Here is a 16,300-nt window from a genome sequence, read left to right as displayed (position 1 = left end):
GCCCGACCGGCTGCCGGCCCACCACCTCACCGGTCGACAGCCTGTCGTTCTGCGGCGGCCCACCGGGCTCCCCGCTCTCCGCGCCAGCTGCCGGGCATCAGGCGTGACGGCCGCAGAGCGACAGCGGCAGCGGCCGGCGCGCGCCCAGGCGGCGGCGCGTGCGGCCCGTCAAGGGCCGCCTTGAAGACGTACAGAAACTTTGAACAAGTCGCCGGCAGCCGGCTTGTCCGGTCTCGGGACCTGCGTGACACATCGGTATCAGGACCTGAATAACACTCCGTCGCCTCTAGCGCCGGCCCGACGGCTGGGCCAGGTCGACGAGCTGATCCGAACCGACGGCGACGGATAGAAGGAACCGACCCGGCCCTTACCGTCGCCCGCCCGTGTAGCGCGGCCACGGCCGCAGATCCGTGTTCACCAACGCTGGCGCGTGGTACGAATGCCTCAACGCGGGCACAAAGCCACAGGACGGGCGGGTCGATGACTAGCAGGGCGGGCGAGCTGCTGCGGAAGCCGGGGGAGCCACAGCGGGCAACGTTCCTGGAACTGTTCTTCGACCTGGTGCTCGTCCTAGCGATCACCCAGCTCTCACACGAGCTGATCCAGCACCTGACGTGGAGCGGCGCCTTCCAGGCGCTGGTGCTGCTGCTCGCCGTGTGGTGGGTCTGGGCCTACACGGCGTGGTTAACCGACTTGTACGACCCGCAACGGCCGGCGATACAGCTGCTGGTCATCGCAACCATGCTCGGTGTCTTCGTGATGGCGGTCGCGCTGCCCGACGCGTTCGGCAAGCGAGGCCTGGTCTTCGCGGGGGTGTACGTCGCTATCCACATCGGCCGTCACCTCTTCCTCGTGCGCGCCCTGCGTGGCCACGAGGCGCAGCGCAGAACCGCGCGGGTCCTGTTCTGGTTCGGCGTGTCCGCCGTGCCATGGATCGCGGGGGCGCTCGCGGACGAGACGGCGCGGGGGGCGCTGTGGACACTCGCGTTGGCCGTGGACTACACGGCCCTCGTACTCCGCTACCCAACGCCAGGGCTGGGCCGCCTACCCATGTCGGAGTGGCCGATCGTGGCCGAGCACCTGGCCGAGCGATACCGGCAGCTTTTCATCATCGCGCTCGGCGAGTTGATCCTGGTCTCCGGTCTGACCCTTTATGGCAGCGGCTTCACGCCCGACCGGACCGCAGCGGCCGTGGTGTCCTTCTCCACCACGGTGCTGCTGTGGCGGATCTACATCTACCGCGCCGGCGAGCTGCTGCCCGCTGCCATCGCAGCAGCGCCCGACCCGGTCCGCCTTGCCGGATCGATGACGGTCGCTCATCTGATCATGGGGGCCGGCATCGTCGCCACCTCCGTCGGCGTCGAACTCGTCATCGCCCACCCGTTCGGGCACACCAAACCGGCCTGGATCGCCGTTATCCTCGGCGGGCCTGCGCTGTTCGTGGCCGTGCGCGCCTTCTTCGAATACGAGGTCTTCAAGCGCGTCTCCCGGGATCGGCTGATCGGACTGCTCGTGCTGGCCGCCCTGACACCGGCGGCGCTCCTCATGCCGCCACTGCTGGCAGCCCTCGCCGCCACCGCAGTCCTAGCCGGGATCGCCATCGCCGACGCCGCCCGCGCGAGAAAACACCCACCCGAGCCGCAGTCACCACCCGGCTAGCCGGGAGTGTCACCCACGTCCTGAGACCGATCTGTCACGCAGGTCCCGAGACACGACACGCCGGCAGCCGGCTGTGTCGTGTCACGGCTGATGCTTGACATTCGCGTCCCACCAGACGCTTGACATGATCCTCAGGACGATTCCGGAGGCCCTTACGGTCCGCGACAGGGCCGGCTCATCCCAGCACGAGCGCGGCGCTGATCAGGCGGTGCTGACGACCAAGACGGCACTGCGCTGGCTCAGAGCCGAACCCACTCTCCGAGTCGTTCGGCTGGGGCACCTTCGATGAAGGCCGTGATCGCCGCCGTTGCCTTCGCCACGCTGGAGACGAAATCACCCGAGAAGGTGCAGTCGCCGCCGAGCACTGGCACGTCAATGGTTCTCGTCGCGGGCAGCCCTCCATCCCCACGGAGTAGGCGGCAGTCGTCTGGCGACTCAAACAGGTGCATGACCCCGTAGTCCCCTCTGAACGAGAACGTCAAGAGGGGGTAGTCCACCTCGACGCGGCGCACCTCCGTGTATCCCTCCCCGGCGCGCAGAAGATGCTGGAGCCGGGACATGAACCCGTCGGCGTCAGACCGGGTCTCCGTGGCGGCCAGGTCGCCACTCTCGGGATCGATCGCGGTCCAGGCCACGTCCATGTGTGTCTCCAGGCGGGTCAGCAGTCGCACGTGGTGTCGCACACGAGCGGATGGGCGCGTAAGCCCACCGCCACCACCGCTCGATGGTCACTGAAGGTACTCAGGATGATCGAGTAATCAAGGCGGACTGTCGTGCGTGTACTGGGACGGATTCGTCAAGCATGTGGTGGGACTAGACAGCCGGCAGCCGGCTGGCCGACAGCCGGCCCGAGGTGACGACCGTGCCGAACCCCGCGCTGCCTCATCGGCCCTCTTCCTGACCTGCTGCGCCAGAATCGGTCGCTCGCCGTCAGGGATGGCCGCGCGGATGCTCCGGGGGCGTTGGCTCGTCCGGTGGTGGCGATGGTGGTTGCTTCCAGCCGGACCCGTAAACCACAACCCAGTACACGATGAACGCCCCGAGGATGACGGCCAGGAAGGCGCATGCGATTCCCCCGGTGATGCCCATATCGCCAAATTATCGTGTTGGCACAGCGGGCGACTCGGTTTCGAGACCTGCTCGATCAGGCGGGCGACTACCCGTCTCCGAGTCACCGAACGGATGATCACAGGTCACCGACCTCCCGGGCGAGCCAGACTTCACGCCGGGTCAGCCGCCCCAAGTGCGAGCTCCAGCGACGCGTCCGGTCCGACCCGTGGCATCACGACCAAGGCGCCTACTACCTAGCGTGGAAGCCATCGTACGTTTGTTCGACTAGATTGTTGACGGTGGAGGTACGGGGACGCTGGTGGAACGGGTCGTGGGGCCGCATGGCCCGGCGGGACATCTGGCTGCTCTCTGACGGCCGGCTTTGGCGAGTGCGAGGCCGTCTCGGCGGTGACGACGGGCAGGAAGTCTTGTACGACTTCCTGGACGAACCCGCTGCCCGCTCGATGGTCGACCGGATGATGAAGACCTCGGCCGGCACCTGGCGGGATCTCACGGAGGCGATCCGGCAAGAGTCCAACCGCCGGCGGACTCACTAGCTGGACCGGTCGCGCCCGCTAGCGCTCAACGGCAGGCGTCTGCCCGGACATGCACACCGCACCACGGCGGCAGCTCGGCGGCCCACACCCGCCAGCCGCCGGCGTCTCGCCGAGTCTCGAACCGCCACGGGTGAGCTGTGCCGCTGAGGTTGACCTGTTCGTTCCACCAGACCGCATGAACCTGGGCGGTCACCCTGGCACGGTCGTCGGCCTGGTCCTCAACGTCGATCGCTCCGACCACCTCAAGCTTCGACGGAACATTGCCCCGCTCCATCTCGCCGCGGTACTCACGCCACTGCGCCAGCAGCTCGTCATGACGCCTGCCGGCCAGCACTCGCGACAGACCGATCTCCTCTCCGCTGCTCATCTGGAGCACGTAAACGTTCACGGCCGCCTCCGGCGTCGCCTCGCCTCGATCTGCCTCTGCCTGCCGCAGCACGGCCCACGACACGGGCGCTGCTACGACCCCGGTACACAGCACCGCTACAAGGGAAAGCACTACCCATGGCCAGTGACGGGGAGAGCTAACCGCAGCGGGCTTTCTGGCAGCTCGGCGACCCGGCAGAGGCGGCCCGCCCTGAGGGTACGGGGACGCCGAAGGCATACCAGGATTCAGAGCGAACCGTCCCTCACGACGCAGCATCTCCAGCCGGGGAGCTTCCCTCTTCCAGATAGACCGGACGCTGGTGCGCGAGGGCTGCCAGCGCCGCGTGCAGACGCCTCGCCAGCCGGGGGATCGTCAGGCGTTCGATGTCGTCCGATGAGGCGAAGGTGAACTCAGTGATCTCGTTGTCCTGGAACTGAATGGCGGCGAGCTGCTCGTCGGCAAGCGTCCCGCCATCGAAGATGAACAGCATCTTGTCACCCTCGGCGGGGTGCGGCGCCCAATCGACAGCCAACATGCCACCGACCGGAACCGTGATCCCGAGCTCCTCAAGGATTTCGCGTTGGCACGCTGCCCTGGGGCTTTCGCCTGGCTCTACGTAGCCTCCCGGGATGTCCCAGTAGGGCTTATAGCTGGGCTTGACGAGCATGACACGGTCGTGCTCGTCGACGAACAAGACGCCGGCGGCGACGCGCGGGGTTGCCACTGCTGGAAAGTCCGCCGCTCCGCTCACCGGACGGACTCTACGAGATCAGTCGGCAACATGCACTCGACGAGCAAGGCTGGCGAGGGTGGCGCTTGGCTTGCGGCGGCCTCTGCGCATCCATGCCTGCACGAGTTGCCGGCTGATCGCGTGGTGACGCACCTGCTCGGGCGCGATCTGTTCTGCGTCGAGCAGCGCCGTCATGGCCTCATCGGTGCGGTTCCACGCGCTCAGGGCTCGGGCCGTCTCAATCGCGTGCCGTACCTGGCGCTCTTTGGGCATCGCTGATGCGTCCACGCGGGCACCGAGGTCGATGGCGACTTGGACGTCTCCGAGGTCCAGGGCGGCCGTCGCTCGGTGGATCGCGACGTTGGTTGGCCCGAACGCAGTCCAGAGGTGGTTTTCGTCCCGGCCGAGCCGCAGCGCTGCCGTCTCGGCTTCCGCCAGGAACGCGTTTGCGGTTGCCCGGTCATCATCGCGTGCTGCCGCGATCGAACCGGCAAGAAACAGCGTCCCATATATGGACAGGTACGCAGGGCTAGCGTTGCCTAGGCCCGACTGCAGAAATGCCGCCGCATCCTGCGTGAGCTGCTTTGCTTCCTTGTATCGCCCGGTGCACAAAAGCGTGTGCGTAAGCGACCGGAAGAGGGACCCGATGAGCACAGTATCGCCACTGCGCTGTGCCGCATTAAACCCGCGCTCGGCTGCAATCCAGGCAAGGTCAGATTCCCCTAGCTTCGGCAAGAGAACCGCCGCCGCCTGATAGCTCAGAGCAAGTAGGCGAAACGCGTCGACCTGCGCTCCACCATCGTGGAGTGCGGTGGCCGCTTGCGCGGACTTCACAAGCATCGGGAGCCGAGAAGCGACGAAGCCATAGCGGGACTCCTGGTAGGCGTCCCACACCTGCCCGACGTGGCCTCGGAGCTGGGCAAGATCCGGCGCTTCTTCGTTTGCCTCCGTCGCAAGGAACGGGGACAGCTGCCGGTAGTTCAGCAGAGTCTCACGGAGCGCCGGCACGGTTCGGGTGCCGCCTTCTCGCGACCAATCGAGCACAGAGGGCTCTCCCAGCAGGTCGCCAAGAGCCACGTCTAGCTGGTCCGCAACAGCGCGGATTACCGAGAGTCGATCGAGGTCGATCCGGCCGTTCTCTACCTTGCTTAGCCAGTCGACCGTGCGGCCGACTAGTCCTGCAAGCACTTCCTGGGACATTCCCCGCCGTCGCCTGTACCAGGCAATTCGTTCTCCGATGGTCAACGACTGGCCGATTCCGCGCATACGTCTAGCTTGCCATGGACCGCCGACGATGACCCCGGAAAGTTATTCCGGGTTCGGTACCCGAAGCCGTCGTAGCGTCGGTTGCAGAGCAGTCGTCCACTGGGGACGCGCTCAAGACCCTCGGAGGTATCTCGTGAAGCTGTACGTGGACACCAAAGCGAAGCAGGTGACGGTGTCGAAGGACCCGGAGCCGAAGAACGACCAGAACGGCAATCAGCGGTCGGAGAAGAACACTGGCCGGCCCATGTGGTCGACCCAGGTCTTCGTTCTCGACGAGACGGGCGGTGAGGTCATCACCATCACCACGGCGGGTGAGAAGCCGGGCGTGATGGTGGGGCAGCTCATCGAGGTCGAGCAGTTGGAGGCCATTCCGTGGGCGACCAACGGGCGCAACGGCGTCGCGTTCCGTGCGATCTCGCTGAAGCCGAAGGCTGGTTCGGCGGCCAAGTAGTCCTTCGCGCAGGGTGCTGTGTGAAGCCTCGTGGTGTCTCGCCTGAAGCGGCTTAAGGTCCGCTGAACAACTGACGAACGGTCCGGGAGTGGCTCCGACTCCTACGCTCCCGGCCCGGTCACCGCCTGCGGCGGTGGCATCCCCGCAAGAGCTGGCGCGGGGTCGGTCCGACTCCTACATCTGCCGACCCCGTGCCCTCCAACTCATCCGCCCCAACTTGCGATTTGGGAGGACTCGTCGTGTCCAAGTCTAGCCCTCGCCGACCCTTCGGCGGGAAGTCCAGCGGAACGGTGACGGTCATTGAGGCCAAGGTTCACCGTTCCTCCGCGCGCAACGCCCGGCTGGCGTTCATCCTCACGGCGGTCATCGTCGGCCTTCTGTCGGCGGTGGTGGCCGCTTCCTACATCCACCCGATCCTCGCCCTGTTCCTGGGCGCTGCGATCGGCGTCCCGACCGGCGGCATCGTGTGGGTGGTGGTCCGCATCTGGCCGGTGCTGCGGCTGATCTGGTGGTGGGCCCCAGAAATCGGGATCACCACCAGCCTCGGCTACGGCTGGACTCAGCTCGCCAACCACACCACCACTCCGGTCACCGCCGGGGTCGTCGCCCTGGTCGTGGGCGTCCCGGCTGCCGTGCCGGTCATCCGACGAGCGGTGCTCGCCTGGGCCATGTGCCTGTTCGTGCGGCACCGGCTGCGCGTGTGCTTCGCGCAGTTCATCATCGCCAACCAGTCCGGCAGCCTGCCGCTGATCCTGTGGGCCCGACCCACCCCCGTGGGTGAGCGGGTCTGGATCTACCTACGCCCCGGCCTCGCCCTAGGCGACCTGGAAGGCCGCCTCGATCGCATCGCGGTCGCCTGCCACGCCTCCACCGCCCTGGTCGAACGCGCCTCGGACGGCAACGCCGCCTACCTGCGGTTCGACATCAAACGCCGCGAGGTCCTCAACGCTCAGGTCGCCTCACCGCTGGTCGACGTCATCAACCCGGACACCCCGGCCGGCGACCGGCCCATCCCGGCCGTCCCGACCGCGCTGGACCTGCCGGACGTCGACGTCCCCACCGTCACCCTGCCAGCGCAGAAGAAGCCAGCCACCACCGCCAACGGCAGCAAGCCCGCGGCTTCTTCGTCGGCCGATGCCGACGACGTCTCCGACTGGATCTGACCTCCGTAAGGGGAGAACTGTCATGACGGACATCCGCGCCACCTTCACCGACGTAAAGCCCTTCCACCGCAAGCCGGTCGGCCTGCGCTTCAGCGTGGAACCCAACATCGGCACCCCGTTCCAAGCCCCGTACAGCGTGTTGCGGGTGCATGGCGACCTGGAGGAGACCTCCGCCCTCGTGGCCGCGCTTGTCGTCGTCGGCTTCGCCATGGACGGGGTCGACATCGCCGAATGCAGCCCCCGCAACGGCTGCCTCCACTCCCTCTGGCACGGCCCCGCCTCGCTCACGGACGAGCACCTCAAGGCGGCCCTGCAATTCATCAGCGACAACGCCTGACACCCAGCGGCCGGCGCGGGACCACCACACCCCGCGCCGGCACCAACCGGAACGGAGAACACCCATGACCACCACAACCGCCCCGGACACCGGCATACCGGTGGGGCCTGGCCTGTCGATGTTCGACCCCATCTTCGTCGGCATCGACGAGTTCGGTCAGCACGTCAACATCACCCTTGCCTACCGCAACCTCCTCGCCGGCGGCGAACCCGGCGGAGGCAAATCGGGCCTGCTCAACACGATCGCCGCCCACGCCGCCCTCTCCGTCGACAGCCGCCTGGTGCTGCTAGACGGCAAGCTCGTCGAACTCGGGCAGTGGGAAGACTGCGCCGACGCGTTCATCGGCCCCGACATCACCGCCGCCCTCGACGTCCTCAAGCGGCTCCAGCTGGTGATGAACAACCGCTACGCCTGGCTGCGCGCCCACGGGCGCCGCAAAGTCACCGCCGCCGACGGCCTGTCCGTCATCACCGTCCTCGTCGACGAGATCGCCTTCTACTCCGCGACCGTTGGCAGCAAGCAGGAGCAGGAAGAGTTCGTCGCCCTGCTCCGCGACCTGGTCGCCCGTGGGCGTGCCGCCGGTATCCCAGTCGTGGCCGCCACCCAGCGGCCCAGCTTCGACATCATCCCTACCTCGCTGCGGGACCTGTTCGGCTACCGGGCCGCGTTCCGCTGCACCACACCCAACAGCTCGAACATCGTCCTCGGCCACGGCTGGGCCGAGCAGGGCTACACCGCCACCGACATCGCCCCCAGCAACCAGGGCGCGGCCTACCTTATTGCCGAAGGCGGCATCCCCCGCCGTATCAAGGTCGCCTACCTAACCGACGCACAGATCGCCGGCATCGCCGACTACGCCGCCTGGATCCGCCGACCCCGACGGTTACCGGCCCTCGTCCCCGACCTCACCCGCCTCGACCTGGCAGCGGCGGCATGACCACCCGGGAACGCACCTACGTCCGCGGCAACAACCAGCGCGCCGCCCAATACACCGAACTGTGGATCATCGGCCAACCGGCGGAGATCGCCGCGATGGTCCAGGTCGCCAGCGCCAGCGGCCGACTCGTCTTCATCTCCGCGCCGACCCCGATGGGCGGCGACGACAACCGCCACCGCCGCTACCTGCGGCTACGTACCACCTGAATCGGCCGACAGGACCGGATCTGCCTCGCAAGCTCGCCGGTCCTGCCGACCTCCCACCAAGCCCTTCTGAAAGGACGTGGCTGCCATGAAGGCTACCCAGACACCACCCGCCACCGCACTGGTCACCCCTGCTGACCTGCTGCGGATGGCTGCCCTCTACCTGCGCCGGCACGGCTGGCACCAGGGCACCTACTACGCCACCACCGACACCCCGACCCCGCCGGCCTGCGCCGTCGGGGCCATCGGAATGGCCTGCGCCGGACACCCGGTCCACCACTTCTCCGACCTCAACACCGACGACCGGGCCACCTACCTCGACGCGATCGCGGCCCTGACCGACTACCTCGACCAGCACTACCCCATCCACCTCGTCGACGACGACGGCTTCTGGCTCGACGAACACACCTCCCCCTACTCGTGGAACGACGACCCGCTCTGCACCGCGGAGCACGTCATCGCCGCCCTAGAAGGCGCGGCAAGGGAGTGGGACCGCCTCCACACCACCGGAGGCGAGAACCGATGAGCACCGTCAAGCACACCTTGACGCACATCCCGCGATCCCGCCGCCGCCGTGAGGTCGTCGAGAACGACCAGTTCGCGGCCTTCGCTCGGCGCATCATCCGCGCCCACGGCCGCCGCGTCGCCACGGGCGACGTCGAAGCCCTCCGCGACCTCGTCGCCCTGTCCGCCAACCTCGACGAGGCGATCGGCGAAGCCGTCGTCGGCCTTCGGGCCTTCGGCTACTCCTGGGCCGAGATCGGCCAACGGCTGGGCATCTCCCGGCAGGCCGCCCAGCAGCGCTGGGGAGGCCAGGCATGACCACCACCGCCTACCCGGCCGGCACCGCCGAGGAGTTCCCGACCTACCCGTACCGGCTCGCCCCGAACGGGCTGGCCACTCGCCGGCAACTGCGTGCCGCCGGCCTCCGACCGGGAGGGCATGACCCGGTCGGCCAGATCCTCTGGCGTCGCGGCAAGCGCGTCGCCTACCTCTACCGCCTCGACCTCGCCGCACCCAAACGCACCGCCACGCCCGCCCAGCGGGAGGCCATCGCCAAAGCGTTACGCGCCCGGCGCACCTGCCACCACTGCGGCGTCGTGCAGCCCTACTACTTCCCCAGCCGTACCGGCTCCTGCCTCGACTGCACCCCGGGAGGTGCCCGATGACTACCGCCATCACAAACCTCGCCGCCCAGGAGCGGATGACCCCGGACGACTACGTCGTCACCGCCCTCGCCCAGGATTTCGCCGCCCGCAGTGAGCTGTCCTTCGAACGGTTCCTGTCCGGCTACTACGCCGAAGCCCTGCGCATCGTGCAGGAAGCCCACCTCGCCGACTGCACCGTCCCGGACGGCCAGGGCTGCAACACCTGCGCCGGCATCCGGGTCGGCCTCGCCGGCCTCGCCGCCGAAGAGCGCGCCGTCACCTCCGGGGAGGTGACCGGCAATGGCCACCACTGACCGCAGCAGCGGCACCCGCGCCGAGGGTGTCGTCCTGGTCCTCATCCTGCTCACCGTCGCGAGCTTCGCCGGGGCCGCCTCGTTCACCCACGTCAAGGACTGGACCCTCGCCAACTCCCCTACCGGCACCGGGGCATGGTTCGGCTGGGCCAACGCCGTCATCTCCGAACTCGTCCCCATCGCCTCCCTCCTCACGATTCGCCGTCGCCGCCGGGCCGGCGCTGCGATCGGCTACCCGCTGTTCCTGCTCATCGCCGCCGCCGGCCTCTCCCTGGCCGCACAGTTGGCGGTCGCCAAGGCCGGCCCGTCCGGGTGGCTGCTGTCCGCCGTGCCGGCGTTGGCGTTCATGGCCCTGGTCAAGCTCGTCCTCGCCCCCGCCCCCGTGCGGGAGGACACCACCGCACCGGCCTCCGACCCGGAACCTATCCGGGTCCAGGTGGCCGAGCAGGTCACCACCGCGCCGGCACCGCCGGCTGCCATCACGCCAGCCCCCGAACCGGCCCCGGCCACCACGCCGGCTGTCGAGCCGGAGCCTGTCACCGCGCCGGCCCCGGAGCCGGTCGACGTCCCTACTCACCTGCTGCCCATGGCCCGCTTCGCGGCCGTGCAGCACGAACAGTCCACCGGCCAACCGATCACGCCCGCCGAGCTGGCCGACCGCCTGGATGTTGCCCCGGCTGTTGCCGGGCAGCTCCTGAGCACCATCGCCGGTGGTGCCGGATGACCATCTACCTCGTCGACATCGAGCAGGTCACCCACACCTGCCCCGCCCACACCGACCCGCACCCCTACGACACCCGCCGGGTGCTCGTCGACGTCATCCCCGGCGGCCCCTGCCGGGCACCGGTCACCATCCGCTGCGGCCAGGTGACCACCACCATCCCCTGCCATCGGCACGAGCCGGCCAAGCGCCAATGCGGCGCCTGCCGGGTCATCGTCACCGAACGCACCATCACCAACCACCACCCCACCGGGGCGGCGGCCTGATGGCCTCGACGCTGGACCTCACCCCCCGCGCTTCGGCCCGGGGGGTGGGCTCGAACGCCGATGTCCCGCCCGTCTACGGCTACACCGCCGCCGGCTCCGCCTTCGAACGCGCCACCCGACCCGACTACTTCGGCTGGCTCGAACACGTCCGATCCGCCGCCGGCTGCACCCGCCCCATCCGACTCGCCGGCCAACTCCTCACCGTCGACCCCGCGACCGGCCGGGTCCTCGACCAGCGGCACACCGACGGGATGCCCGACGCCGCGATCTACACCGCCTGCGGCAATCGCCGCGCCACCGTCTGCCCCTCCTGCGCCCAGACCTACCAGCGAGACGCCTTCCAACTCCTGCGCGCCGGCCTGGTCGGCGGCAAGGGCGTCCCCGAGTCGGTCGCGCAGCATCCGGCGGTGTTTCCCACGTTCACCGCCCCGTCGTTCGGGCCGGTCCACGCCCGGGTGGTCAAGCGGCACACCTGCACCAACCGGAAGCGCTGCGACTGCCGCGCGGAACCCTGCCACCCCCGCCGCGCCACCGACCCGACCGCCGGCCTCTGCCCGCATGGCCGGCCCGCCGCCTGCTGGGCACGCCACGAAGCCGGAGACGCCGTCCTCGGGCGCCCGTTGTGCCTGGACTGCTACGACCACGACCACCAAGTCGTCTGGAACCTGTTCTCCGGCGAGCTGTGGCACCGCACCAAACAAGCCGCGGAACGCTACCTGGCCAAGCTCGCCCACCGACGCGGCGTCCCCCGCGTCGAGATCGTCACCGCCTCCGGCAAGACACGGAAGGTCGCCCCGGTCCGGCTGTCGCCCGGGAAGGTCGCCGAGCTCCAAGCCCGGGGAGCGGTGCATTTCCACGCCATCGCCCGCCTCGACGGCGTCGACCCGGACGACCCCGACAAGGTGGTTCCCCCGCCGGCCGGGTTCACCGTTGACGACCTCGTCGACGCGTTCCGGCACGCCGCCGCACAGATCGCCTTCCACACCCCGCCGCACCCCGACCAGCCCAACGGGTGGCTCATCACCTGGGGCGAGCAGCTCGACATCCGCCCCATCACCACCGGCCTCGACGGAGACATCACCGACGGCATGGTCGCCGGATACCTTGCCAAGTACGCCACCAAGAGCACCGAGGCCACCGGGCACACCTCCACCCGACTCACCGCCGACAGCATCGGCGACTACGCCGACCCCGACGGCGACCACACCGCCCGCCTCATCGACGCCTGCTGGCGCATCGGCCGACCCACCGGCACCCCGATCTCGCTGTCCGAGCGGCCCCGCGAACCCCGGCCACGGGCCGGCTTCGTCCAGCGCTGGGAGTGCCCCGACTGCGGCACCCACACCCGCTACGCCGCCTGCCCCGTCTGCGTCGCCCAACGTCAAGCCGCCCTTGACACCCAACCGGCCAGCAGACCGACGGCCAACCCGTACGCCCGGCTGCGCCGCTGGGCACACATGCTCGGCTACGGCGGCCACTTCCTCACCAAAGGCCGCCGCTATTCGGTGACCTTCCGACTCCTGCGGGATACCCGCGTCGCCTTCCGGCGGCACGAGGGTCAGGCCCACGAGCACGCGACCACCGGCGGCCCGCCGGTCGACCAGCTCGGCAAGGACACCACGTTCATCGTCGGCACCCTCACCTTCGCCGGAGTCGGCTGGCACACCAGCGGAGACGCACTGCTCGCCAACACCGCCGCCGCCCTCGCTCGCGAGCGACGAACTACCGGCCGCGAAGAACTCGCCCACGAAATCGCCGCCAGCCCGGCCAGCACCGCGCTGACTGCCGCCTAACCCGATCGCATGAAAGGACCAGGATGGACAAGCTCTGCTACACCCCGAGCGAGGCAGCCGCCTTGCTCGGCCTCGGACGCACTAAGGTCTACGAACTGATGGCCAGCGGCCAAATCGCCTCGATTCGGATCGGCCGGTCTCGTCGTATCCCCGCCAACGCGCTACGAGCCTTCGTCGAGGCATGCCAGCAGGAGGCGGCATGACCGGCAAGCGGCGTGGCCACGGTGAAGGCTCGATCTACCAGCTACCGGACGGGCGCTTCCGCGCAGCCATTGACCTCGGATGGAGTAACGGAAAGCGTCGCCGCAAGTACGTCACCCGCCGGACCCGTGCTGAGGTGGTCAAGGCGCTCAAGGAAATGACAGTTCTCGCCGAGACTGGTCGGCTCGCTGCGCAGCGGGTACCCACCCTGGCGCAATGGATGGAGACCTACCTGTCAGAAGTTGCCTCGGCCAAAGTCCGGCCGTCGACCCTGCACCGGTACCGCGAGGAGGTTGAGCACCACATCGGGCCGATGCTCGGCCGGCACCGACTCGACAAGCTGACACCCGCACACCTGACGTCCTTCTACCGCGACCGGGTGACCGTCCTGTCAGTCGGCAGCGTCCGACGGATGCACGCCAACCTCCGTCGGGCGCTCAACGTGGCAGTGCGATGGCAACTCATCCACATCAATCCGGCGGCTCTCGTTGAGCCGCCTTCCCTGCCCCACGTTGAGGTGCGGCCCTACTCGCTCGCCGAAGCGCGACGCTTCCTCAAGGCCGTCGAAGGCCTACGGCTGGAAGCTCGATGGCTCATCGGGATCGCACTCGGGCTCCGTCAAGGCGAGGTACTTGGACTGCGGTGGGACGACGTCGACTTGGCCGCTGGGACGCTGCGCGTGCGGGGGCAGTTGCAGCGGGATCCGGAGACAGGTGGCCTGGTATTCGTCGAGACGAAGACGGCCCGGTCTCGTCGGACTCTCCCGCTGCCGCCCACCGTGCTAACGGCGCTCCTCCGCCACCGAGAGCGCCAGGCAGCGGAACGTTTCGACGCGGACAACTGGGCCGACCCAGGTCTGGTCTTCGCCACCAGCGTCGGCACGCCGATTCACCCACGCAACGACTACCGGTCTTTCCGCGAGCTCATCCGGCGGGCTGGCCTCCGGCAGGTTCGTCTCCACGACCTCCGGCACACGGCGGCCAGCGTCCTTCTTTCCCAGGGTGTGCCCGCCCGCGTGGTCATGGAGATCCTCGGCCACTCGCAGATCAGCGTGACCCTCAACATCTACGCGCATGTGGCTCCGGAGATCGCACGGGAAGCGGCTTCGCGACTGGAGGGGGCGCTGTGGTCGGGTGAGTAGGTTGGCTGCTCGCTTGGCTGCTCGGCCTCGCGATGACAAGCAAAAGGCCCAGGTCATGGTCGGCGATAAAGCCGGTGACCTGGGCCTTTCTATGGAGCCGCCTGACGGAATCGAACCGTCGACCTACGCATTACGAGTGCGTCGCTCTAGCCGACTGAGCTAAGGCGGCAACGATCGTCAAGTGTACGCCACACCCGCCAGCGAGCCGAATGGGATCCCCCCGCCAGCGAACCGGACATCGAGGATCGTTCGGTACGTTCGCCGGACAGCGCTCGCCGCCGGACGGGACTAACCTGCGGCTCGTGAGCGACGATCACGTACCCGATGCGCCCGCCCCGATCCCCGAGGCGCACCCCGGCGAGCGGGCGGTACGCCGGCCCCGCAGCACCGATCCGCTGGAGCTCGGTTTCGCCCCTCGCAAGCCGGTGCCCTGGCTCGCGCCGTTTCTGCTGATCAGCACGGGCATCCGTACGCTGCTGGCGATGCTCTTCGGGGCGTACCTGGACAAGCGGGAGCTGCAGAACGCGTTCGGGGACGGGATCTTCCGGCAGGTCGGGCCGGACGGTGGGCTGTGGCTGGACTACGTCGCCGACCTGGGTGACGGCTTCGACGCGACGTACTCGATCGCGTACCTGCTGGCGCGGTCGGAGCTGGAGGTCGACGGGCACCGGCTGCCTCGGGCGCAGACCCTGGTGATGGGCGGCGACCAGGTCTACCCGTCGGCCGACTACGCCGCGTACGAGGACCGGTGCAAGGGCCCGTACCAGGCGGCGCTGCCGGTGGCGCCACCCGAGCGGCCGACGCTGTTCGCGGTCCCCGGCAACCACGACTGGTACGACGGGCTGACCGCGTTCCTGCGGCTCTTCGTCCGCTCCCGGGACCGGCACTTCGCCGGCTGGAACACCGGCCAGTCCCGCTCCTACTTCGCGGTGGAACTGCCGGTCGACTGGTGGCTGCTCGGCCTCGACGACCAGTCCGGCTCGTACCTGGACGACCCGCAGCTCACCTACTTCGACCAGGTCGCCCGCCGGCTCACCCCGCAGTCCCGGCTGATCATCGCGGTGCCGGCGCCGACCTGGGTCAAGGCCGTCGATCACCCCACGGCGTACGACTCGGTCGACTACTTCATCCGTACGATCATCGCCCCCACCGGCGCGCAGGTCCGGCTCGTGGTCTCGGGCGACCTGCACCACTACGCCCGCTACACCGGCCCGGACCGGCAGCTGATCACCTGCGGTGGCGGCGGCGCCTACCTCTACCCCACCCACAAGCTCCCGGAGCGGATCGAGGTGCCACCGCGGGACACCCTGGCCCGCCGGGCCAGCCCCACCCGCCCGTACGACCTGGCGGCCCGCTTCCCGGACAAGGCCCGCTCCCGGCGCTACGCCTGGGGCATCTTCGCCCGGCTGCCGTTCCGCAACCCCGGCTTCACGACTCTGCTCGGCACCCTGCACACGCTGCTGATGCTGGCGATGGCCGGGGTAACGGCCAACCGGGTGGGGGTCACGGAGCAGCGGCTGTTCAGCGTGCCGTTGGTGTTCATGCTGGTGGTGACGCTGCTCGGTGCGGCGTTCTTCGCGAAACCGCCCAGCGCCGGCGGGAAACGGCACACCCGGCACTGGATCCTCGGCGTCGGCCACGGGCTCGCGCACCTGCTGCTGGCCGCGGCCGGCACCTGGGTGTGGCTGGCGCTGCCGTTCTACGACTGGCCGTGGCCGCTGCCCGCGGTCGCCGCGGCCGTCGTCTACGGGCCGGTGATCGGTCTGGTGTCGAGCCAGCTCGTCGCGCTGTACCTGCTGGTCGCGGGAGCGTTCGGGGTGAACGTCAACGAGCTCTTCGCCGGGCAGGGCATCGAGGACTCGAAGTCGTTCCTCCGGCTGCGCATCGACCCCGACGGCATCCTCACCATCTACCCGATCGCGGTGGACAAGGTCTCCCACGGCTGGCAGCTCAACCCCGACCAGTCCCCCACCGCCTCCTGGCTGACCCCCAAGCG

At 68.8% G+C, this 16,300-nt stretch carries 21 protein-coding genes and 1 tRNA gene; 17 read left to right on the top strand and 5 right to left on the bottom strand.

The window, feature by feature from the left end:
- The first annotated feature begins 480 nt into the window (after positions 1 to 480).
- A complete protein-coding gene (locus DKL51_RS08605; protein ID WP_124811942.1) occupies positions 481 to 1,659 on the top strand; it encodes a low temperature requirement protein A in 1,179 nt (392 codons plus the stop codon).
- A gap of 239 nt (positions 1,660 to 1,898) precedes the next feature.
- Here the strand turns inward: DKL51_RS08605 and DKL51_RS08600 are convergent, their stop codons facing one another.
- The gene (locus tag DKL51_RS08600; RefSeq protein ID WP_124811941.1) at positions 1,899 to 2,300 is read right to left on the bottom strand and encodes a hypothetical protein; all 402 of its coding nucleotides are present in this window, start codon (positions 2,298 to 2,300) and stop codon (positions 1,899 to 1,901) included.
- A gap of 708 nt (positions 2,301 to 3,008) precedes the next feature.
- On the opposite strand from DKL51_RS08600, the gene DKL51_RS08595 reads away from it, so the two are divergent.
- Positions 3,009 to 3,266 (top strand): hypothetical protein, encoded by a 258-nt coding sequence (locus DKL51_RS08595; protein ID WP_124811940.1) that lies wholly within the window; start codon positions 3,009 to 3,011, stop codon positions 3,264 to 3,266.
- A gap of 25 nt (positions 3,267 to 3,291) precedes the next feature.
- On the opposite strand, the gene DKL51_RS08590 is transcribed toward DKL51_RS08595, so the two are convergent.
- The 3 genes from DKL51_RS08590 to DKL51_RS08580 all read right to left on the bottom strand — a co-directional run bounded on the left by DKL51_RS08590 (position 3,292) and on the right by DKL51_RS08580 (position 5,629).
- Positions 3,292 to 3,654 carry a hypothetical protein gene (locus DKL51_RS08590; RefSeq protein ID WP_124811939.1) on the bottom strand — a complete coding sequence of 121 codons (363 nt, stop codon included), beginning with the start codon at positions 3,652 to 3,654 and terminating at the stop codon, positions 3,292 to 3,294.
- Positions 3,655 to 3,895: 241 nt separating this feature from the next.
- Positions 3,896 to 4,384: an NUDIX domain-containing protein gene (locus DKL51_RS08585; protein ID WP_124811938.1), complete on the bottom strand. Its 489-nt coding sequence runs from the start codon at positions 4,382 to 4,384 to the stop codon at positions 3,896 to 3,898.
- Between the two features lie 18 nt (positions 4,385 to 4,402).
- Positions 4,403 to 5,629, bottom strand: coding sequence for a helix-turn-helix domain-containing protein (locus DKL51_RS08580; RefSeq protein ID WP_185734752.1), 1,227 nt, complete (start codon positions 5,627 to 5,629; stop codon positions 4,403 to 4,405).
- A gap of 133 nt (positions 5,630 to 5,762) precedes the next feature.
- On the opposite strand from DKL51_RS08580, the gene DKL51_RS08575 reads away from it, so the two are divergent.
- From DKL51_RS08575 to DKL51_RS08510, 14 genes are all read left to right on the top strand, one after another.
- On the top strand, positions 5,763 to 6,080 hold the full coding sequence (locus DKL51_RS08575; RefSeq protein ID WP_124811937.1) for a hypothetical protein: 318 nt from the start codon (positions 5,763 to 5,765) through the stop codon (positions 6,078 to 6,080).
- A 290-nt stretch (positions 6,081 to 6,370) separates the two neighbouring features.
- Positions 6,371 to 7,243, top strand: coding sequence for a hypothetical protein (locus tag DKL51_RS08570; protein WP_124811936.1), 873 nt, complete (start codon positions 6,371 to 6,373; stop codon positions 7,241 to 7,243).
- A gap of 22 nt (positions 7,244 to 7,265) precedes the next feature.
- A complete protein-coding gene (locus DKL51_RS08565; protein WP_124811935.1) occupies positions 7,266 to 7,580 on the top strand; it encodes a hypothetical protein in 315 nt (104 codons plus the stop codon).
- Between the two features lie 64 nt (positions 7,581 to 7,644).
- Positions 7,645 to 8,517, top strand: coding sequence for an FtsK/SpoIIIE domain-containing protein (locus DKL51_RS08560; RefSeq protein ID WP_124811934.1), 873 nt, complete (start codon positions 7,645 to 7,647; stop codon positions 8,515 to 8,517).
- Complete coding sequence (locus DKL51_RS08555) at positions 8,514 to 8,723, top strand: hypothetical protein (protein WP_124811933.1); 210 nt, start codon at positions 8,514 to 8,516, stop codon at positions 8,721 to 8,723. The genes DKL51_RS08560 and DKL51_RS08555 overlap by 4 nt, the downstream gene beginning before the upstream one ends.
- An 85-nt stretch (positions 8,724 to 8,808) precedes the next feature.
- The gene (locus DKL51_RS08550; RefSeq protein WP_124811932.1) at positions 8,809 to 9,246 is read left to right on the top strand and encodes a DUF6197 family protein; all 438 of its coding nucleotides are present in this window, start codon (positions 8,809 to 8,811) and stop codon (positions 9,244 to 9,246) included.
- The gene (locus DKL51_RS08545; RefSeq protein ID WP_124811931.1) at positions 9,243 to 9,542 is read left to right on the top strand and encodes a hypothetical protein; all 300 of its coding nucleotides are present in this window, start codon (positions 9,243 to 9,245) and stop codon (positions 9,540 to 9,542) included. The genes DKL51_RS08550 and DKL51_RS08545 overlap by 4 nt, the downstream gene beginning before the upstream one ends.
- A complete protein-coding gene (locus tag DKL51_RS08540; RefSeq protein ID WP_124811930.1) occupies positions 9,539 to 9,889 on the top strand; it encodes an RRQRL motif-containing zinc-binding protein in 351 nt (116 codons plus the stop codon). Before DKL51_RS08545 ends, DKL51_RS08540 begins: the two co-directional genes overlap by 4 nt.
- Positions 9,886 to 10,182 carry a hypothetical protein gene (locus tag DKL51_RS08535; RefSeq protein WP_124811929.1) on the top strand — a complete coding sequence of 99 codons (297 nt, stop codon included), beginning with the start codon at positions 9,886 to 9,888 and terminating at the stop codon, positions 10,180 to 10,182. The genes DKL51_RS08540 and DKL51_RS08535 overlap by 4 nt, the downstream gene beginning before the upstream one ends.
- A complete protein-coding gene (locus DKL51_RS08530) occupies positions 10,169 to 10,906 on the top strand; it encodes a hypothetical protein (RefSeq protein ID WP_124811928.1) in 738 nt (245 codons plus the stop codon). The genes DKL51_RS08535 and DKL51_RS08530 overlap by 14 nt, the downstream gene beginning before the upstream one ends.
- Complete coding sequence (locus tag DKL51_RS08525; protein WP_124811927.1) at positions 10,903 to 11,169, top strand: hypothetical protein; 267 nt, start codon at positions 10,903 to 10,905, stop codon at positions 11,167 to 11,169. The genes DKL51_RS08530 and DKL51_RS08525 overlap by 4 nt, the downstream gene beginning before the upstream one ends.
- Positions 11,169 to 12,962 (top strand): replication initiator, encoded by a 1,794-nt coding sequence (locus DKL51_RS08520; protein WP_124811926.1) that lies wholly within the window; start codon positions 11,169 to 11,171, stop codon positions 12,960 to 12,962. Before DKL51_RS08525 ends, DKL51_RS08520 begins: the two co-directional genes overlap by 1 nt.
- Positions 12,963 to 12,985: 23 nt before the next feature.
- Positions 12,986 to 13,165 (top strand): helix-turn-helix domain-containing protein, encoded by a 180-nt coding sequence (locus DKL51_RS08515; protein ID WP_124811925.1) that lies wholly within the window; start codon positions 12,986 to 12,988, stop codon positions 13,163 to 13,165.
- Positions 13,162 to 14,304, top strand: a complete 1,143-nt coding sequence (locus DKL51_RS08510) for a tyrosine-type recombinase/integrase (RefSeq protein WP_185734751.1) — start codon at positions 13,162 to 13,164, stop codon at positions 14,302 to 14,304. Before DKL51_RS08515 ends, DKL51_RS08510 begins: the two co-directional genes overlap by 4 nt.
- 92 nt (positions 14,305 to 14,396) lie before the next feature.
- On the opposite strand, the gene DKL51_RS08505 is transcribed toward DKL51_RS08510, so the two are convergent.
- A tRNA-Thr gene (locus tag DKL51_RS08505) sits at positions 14,397 to 14,473 on the bottom strand.
- Positions 14,474 to 14,513: 40 nt separating this feature from the next.
- Here DKL51_RS08505 and DKL51_RS08500 point away from each other — a divergent pair.
- On the top strand, positions 14,514 to 16,300 hold a 1,787-nt coding region (locus DKL51_RS08500; protein WP_438819655.1), incomplete at its 3' end, for a metallophosphoesterase family protein.

The organism is Micromonospora globispora (assembly GCF_003857015.1).
GTDB classification, from domain to species: Bacteria; Actinomycetota; Actinomycetes; order Mycobacteriales; family Micromonosporaceae; genus Micromonospora; species Micromonospora globispora.
The sequence above is the reverse complement of the archived record's forward strand: the minus strand, read 5'-3'. Positions and strand labels throughout refer to the sequence as shown.

Excerpts from the sequence above, each read along its gene's own strand:
- DKL51_RS08605 (WP_124811942.1), top strand. The coding sequence starts at position 481 with ATGACTAGCAGGGCGGGCGAGCTGCTGCGGAAGCCGGGGGAGCCACAG.
- DKL51_RS08600 (WP_124811941.1), bottom strand. The coding sequence starts at position 2,300 with ATGGACGTGGCCTGGACCGCGATCGATCCCGAGAGTGGCGACCTGGCC.
- DKL51_RS08580 (WP_185734752.1), bottom strand. The coding sequence starts at position 5,629 with ATGCGCGGAATCGGCCAGTCGTTGACCATCGGAGAACGAATTGCCTGG.
- DKL51_RS08565 (WP_124811935.1), top strand. The coding sequence starts at position 7,266 with ATGACGGACATCCGCGCCACCTTCACCGACGTAAAGCCCTTCCACCGC.
- DKL51_RS08560 (WP_124811934.1), top strand. The coding sequence starts at position 7,645 with ATGACCACCACAACCGCCCCGGACACCGGCATACCGGTGGGGCCTGGC.
- DKL51_RS08555 (WP_124811933.1), top strand. The coding sequence starts at position 8,514 with ATGACCACCCGGGAACGCACCTACGTCCGCGGCAACAACCAGCGCGCC.
- DKL51_RS08550 (WP_124811932.1), top strand. The coding sequence starts at position 8,809 with ATGAAGGCTACCCAGACACCACCCGCCACCGCACTGGTCACCCCTGCT.
- DKL51_RS08545 (WP_124811931.1), top strand. The coding sequence starts at position 9,243 with ATGAGCACCGTCAAGCACACCTTGACGCACATCCCGCGATCCCGCCGC.
- DKL51_RS08540 (WP_124811930.1), top strand. The coding sequence starts at position 9,539 with ATGACCACCACCGCCTACCCGGCCGGCACCGCCGAGGAGTTCCCGACC.
- DKL51_RS08535 (WP_124811929.1), top strand. The coding sequence starts at position 9,886 with ATGACTACCGCCATCACAAACCTCGCCGCCCAGGAGCGGATGACCCCG.
- DKL51_RS08530 (WP_124811928.1), top strand. The coding sequence starts at position 10,169 with ATGGCCACCACTGACCGCAGCAGCGGCACCCGCGCCGAGGGTGTCGTC.
- DKL51_RS08525 (WP_124811927.1), top strand. The coding sequence starts at position 10,903 with ATGACCATCTACCTCGTCGACATCGAGCAGGTCACCCACACCTGCCCC.
- DKL51_RS08520 (WP_124811926.1), top strand. The coding sequence starts at position 11,169 with ATGGCCTCGACGCTGGACCTCACCCCCCGCGCTTCGGCCCGGGGGGTG.
- DKL51_RS08515 (WP_124811925.1), top strand. The coding sequence starts at position 12,986 with ATGGACAAGCTCTGCTACACCCCGAGCGAGGCAGCCGCCTTGCTCGGC.
- DKL51_RS08510 (WP_185734751.1), top strand. The coding sequence starts at position 13,162 with ATGACCGGCAAGCGGCGTGGCCACGGTGAAGGCTCGATCTACCAGCTA.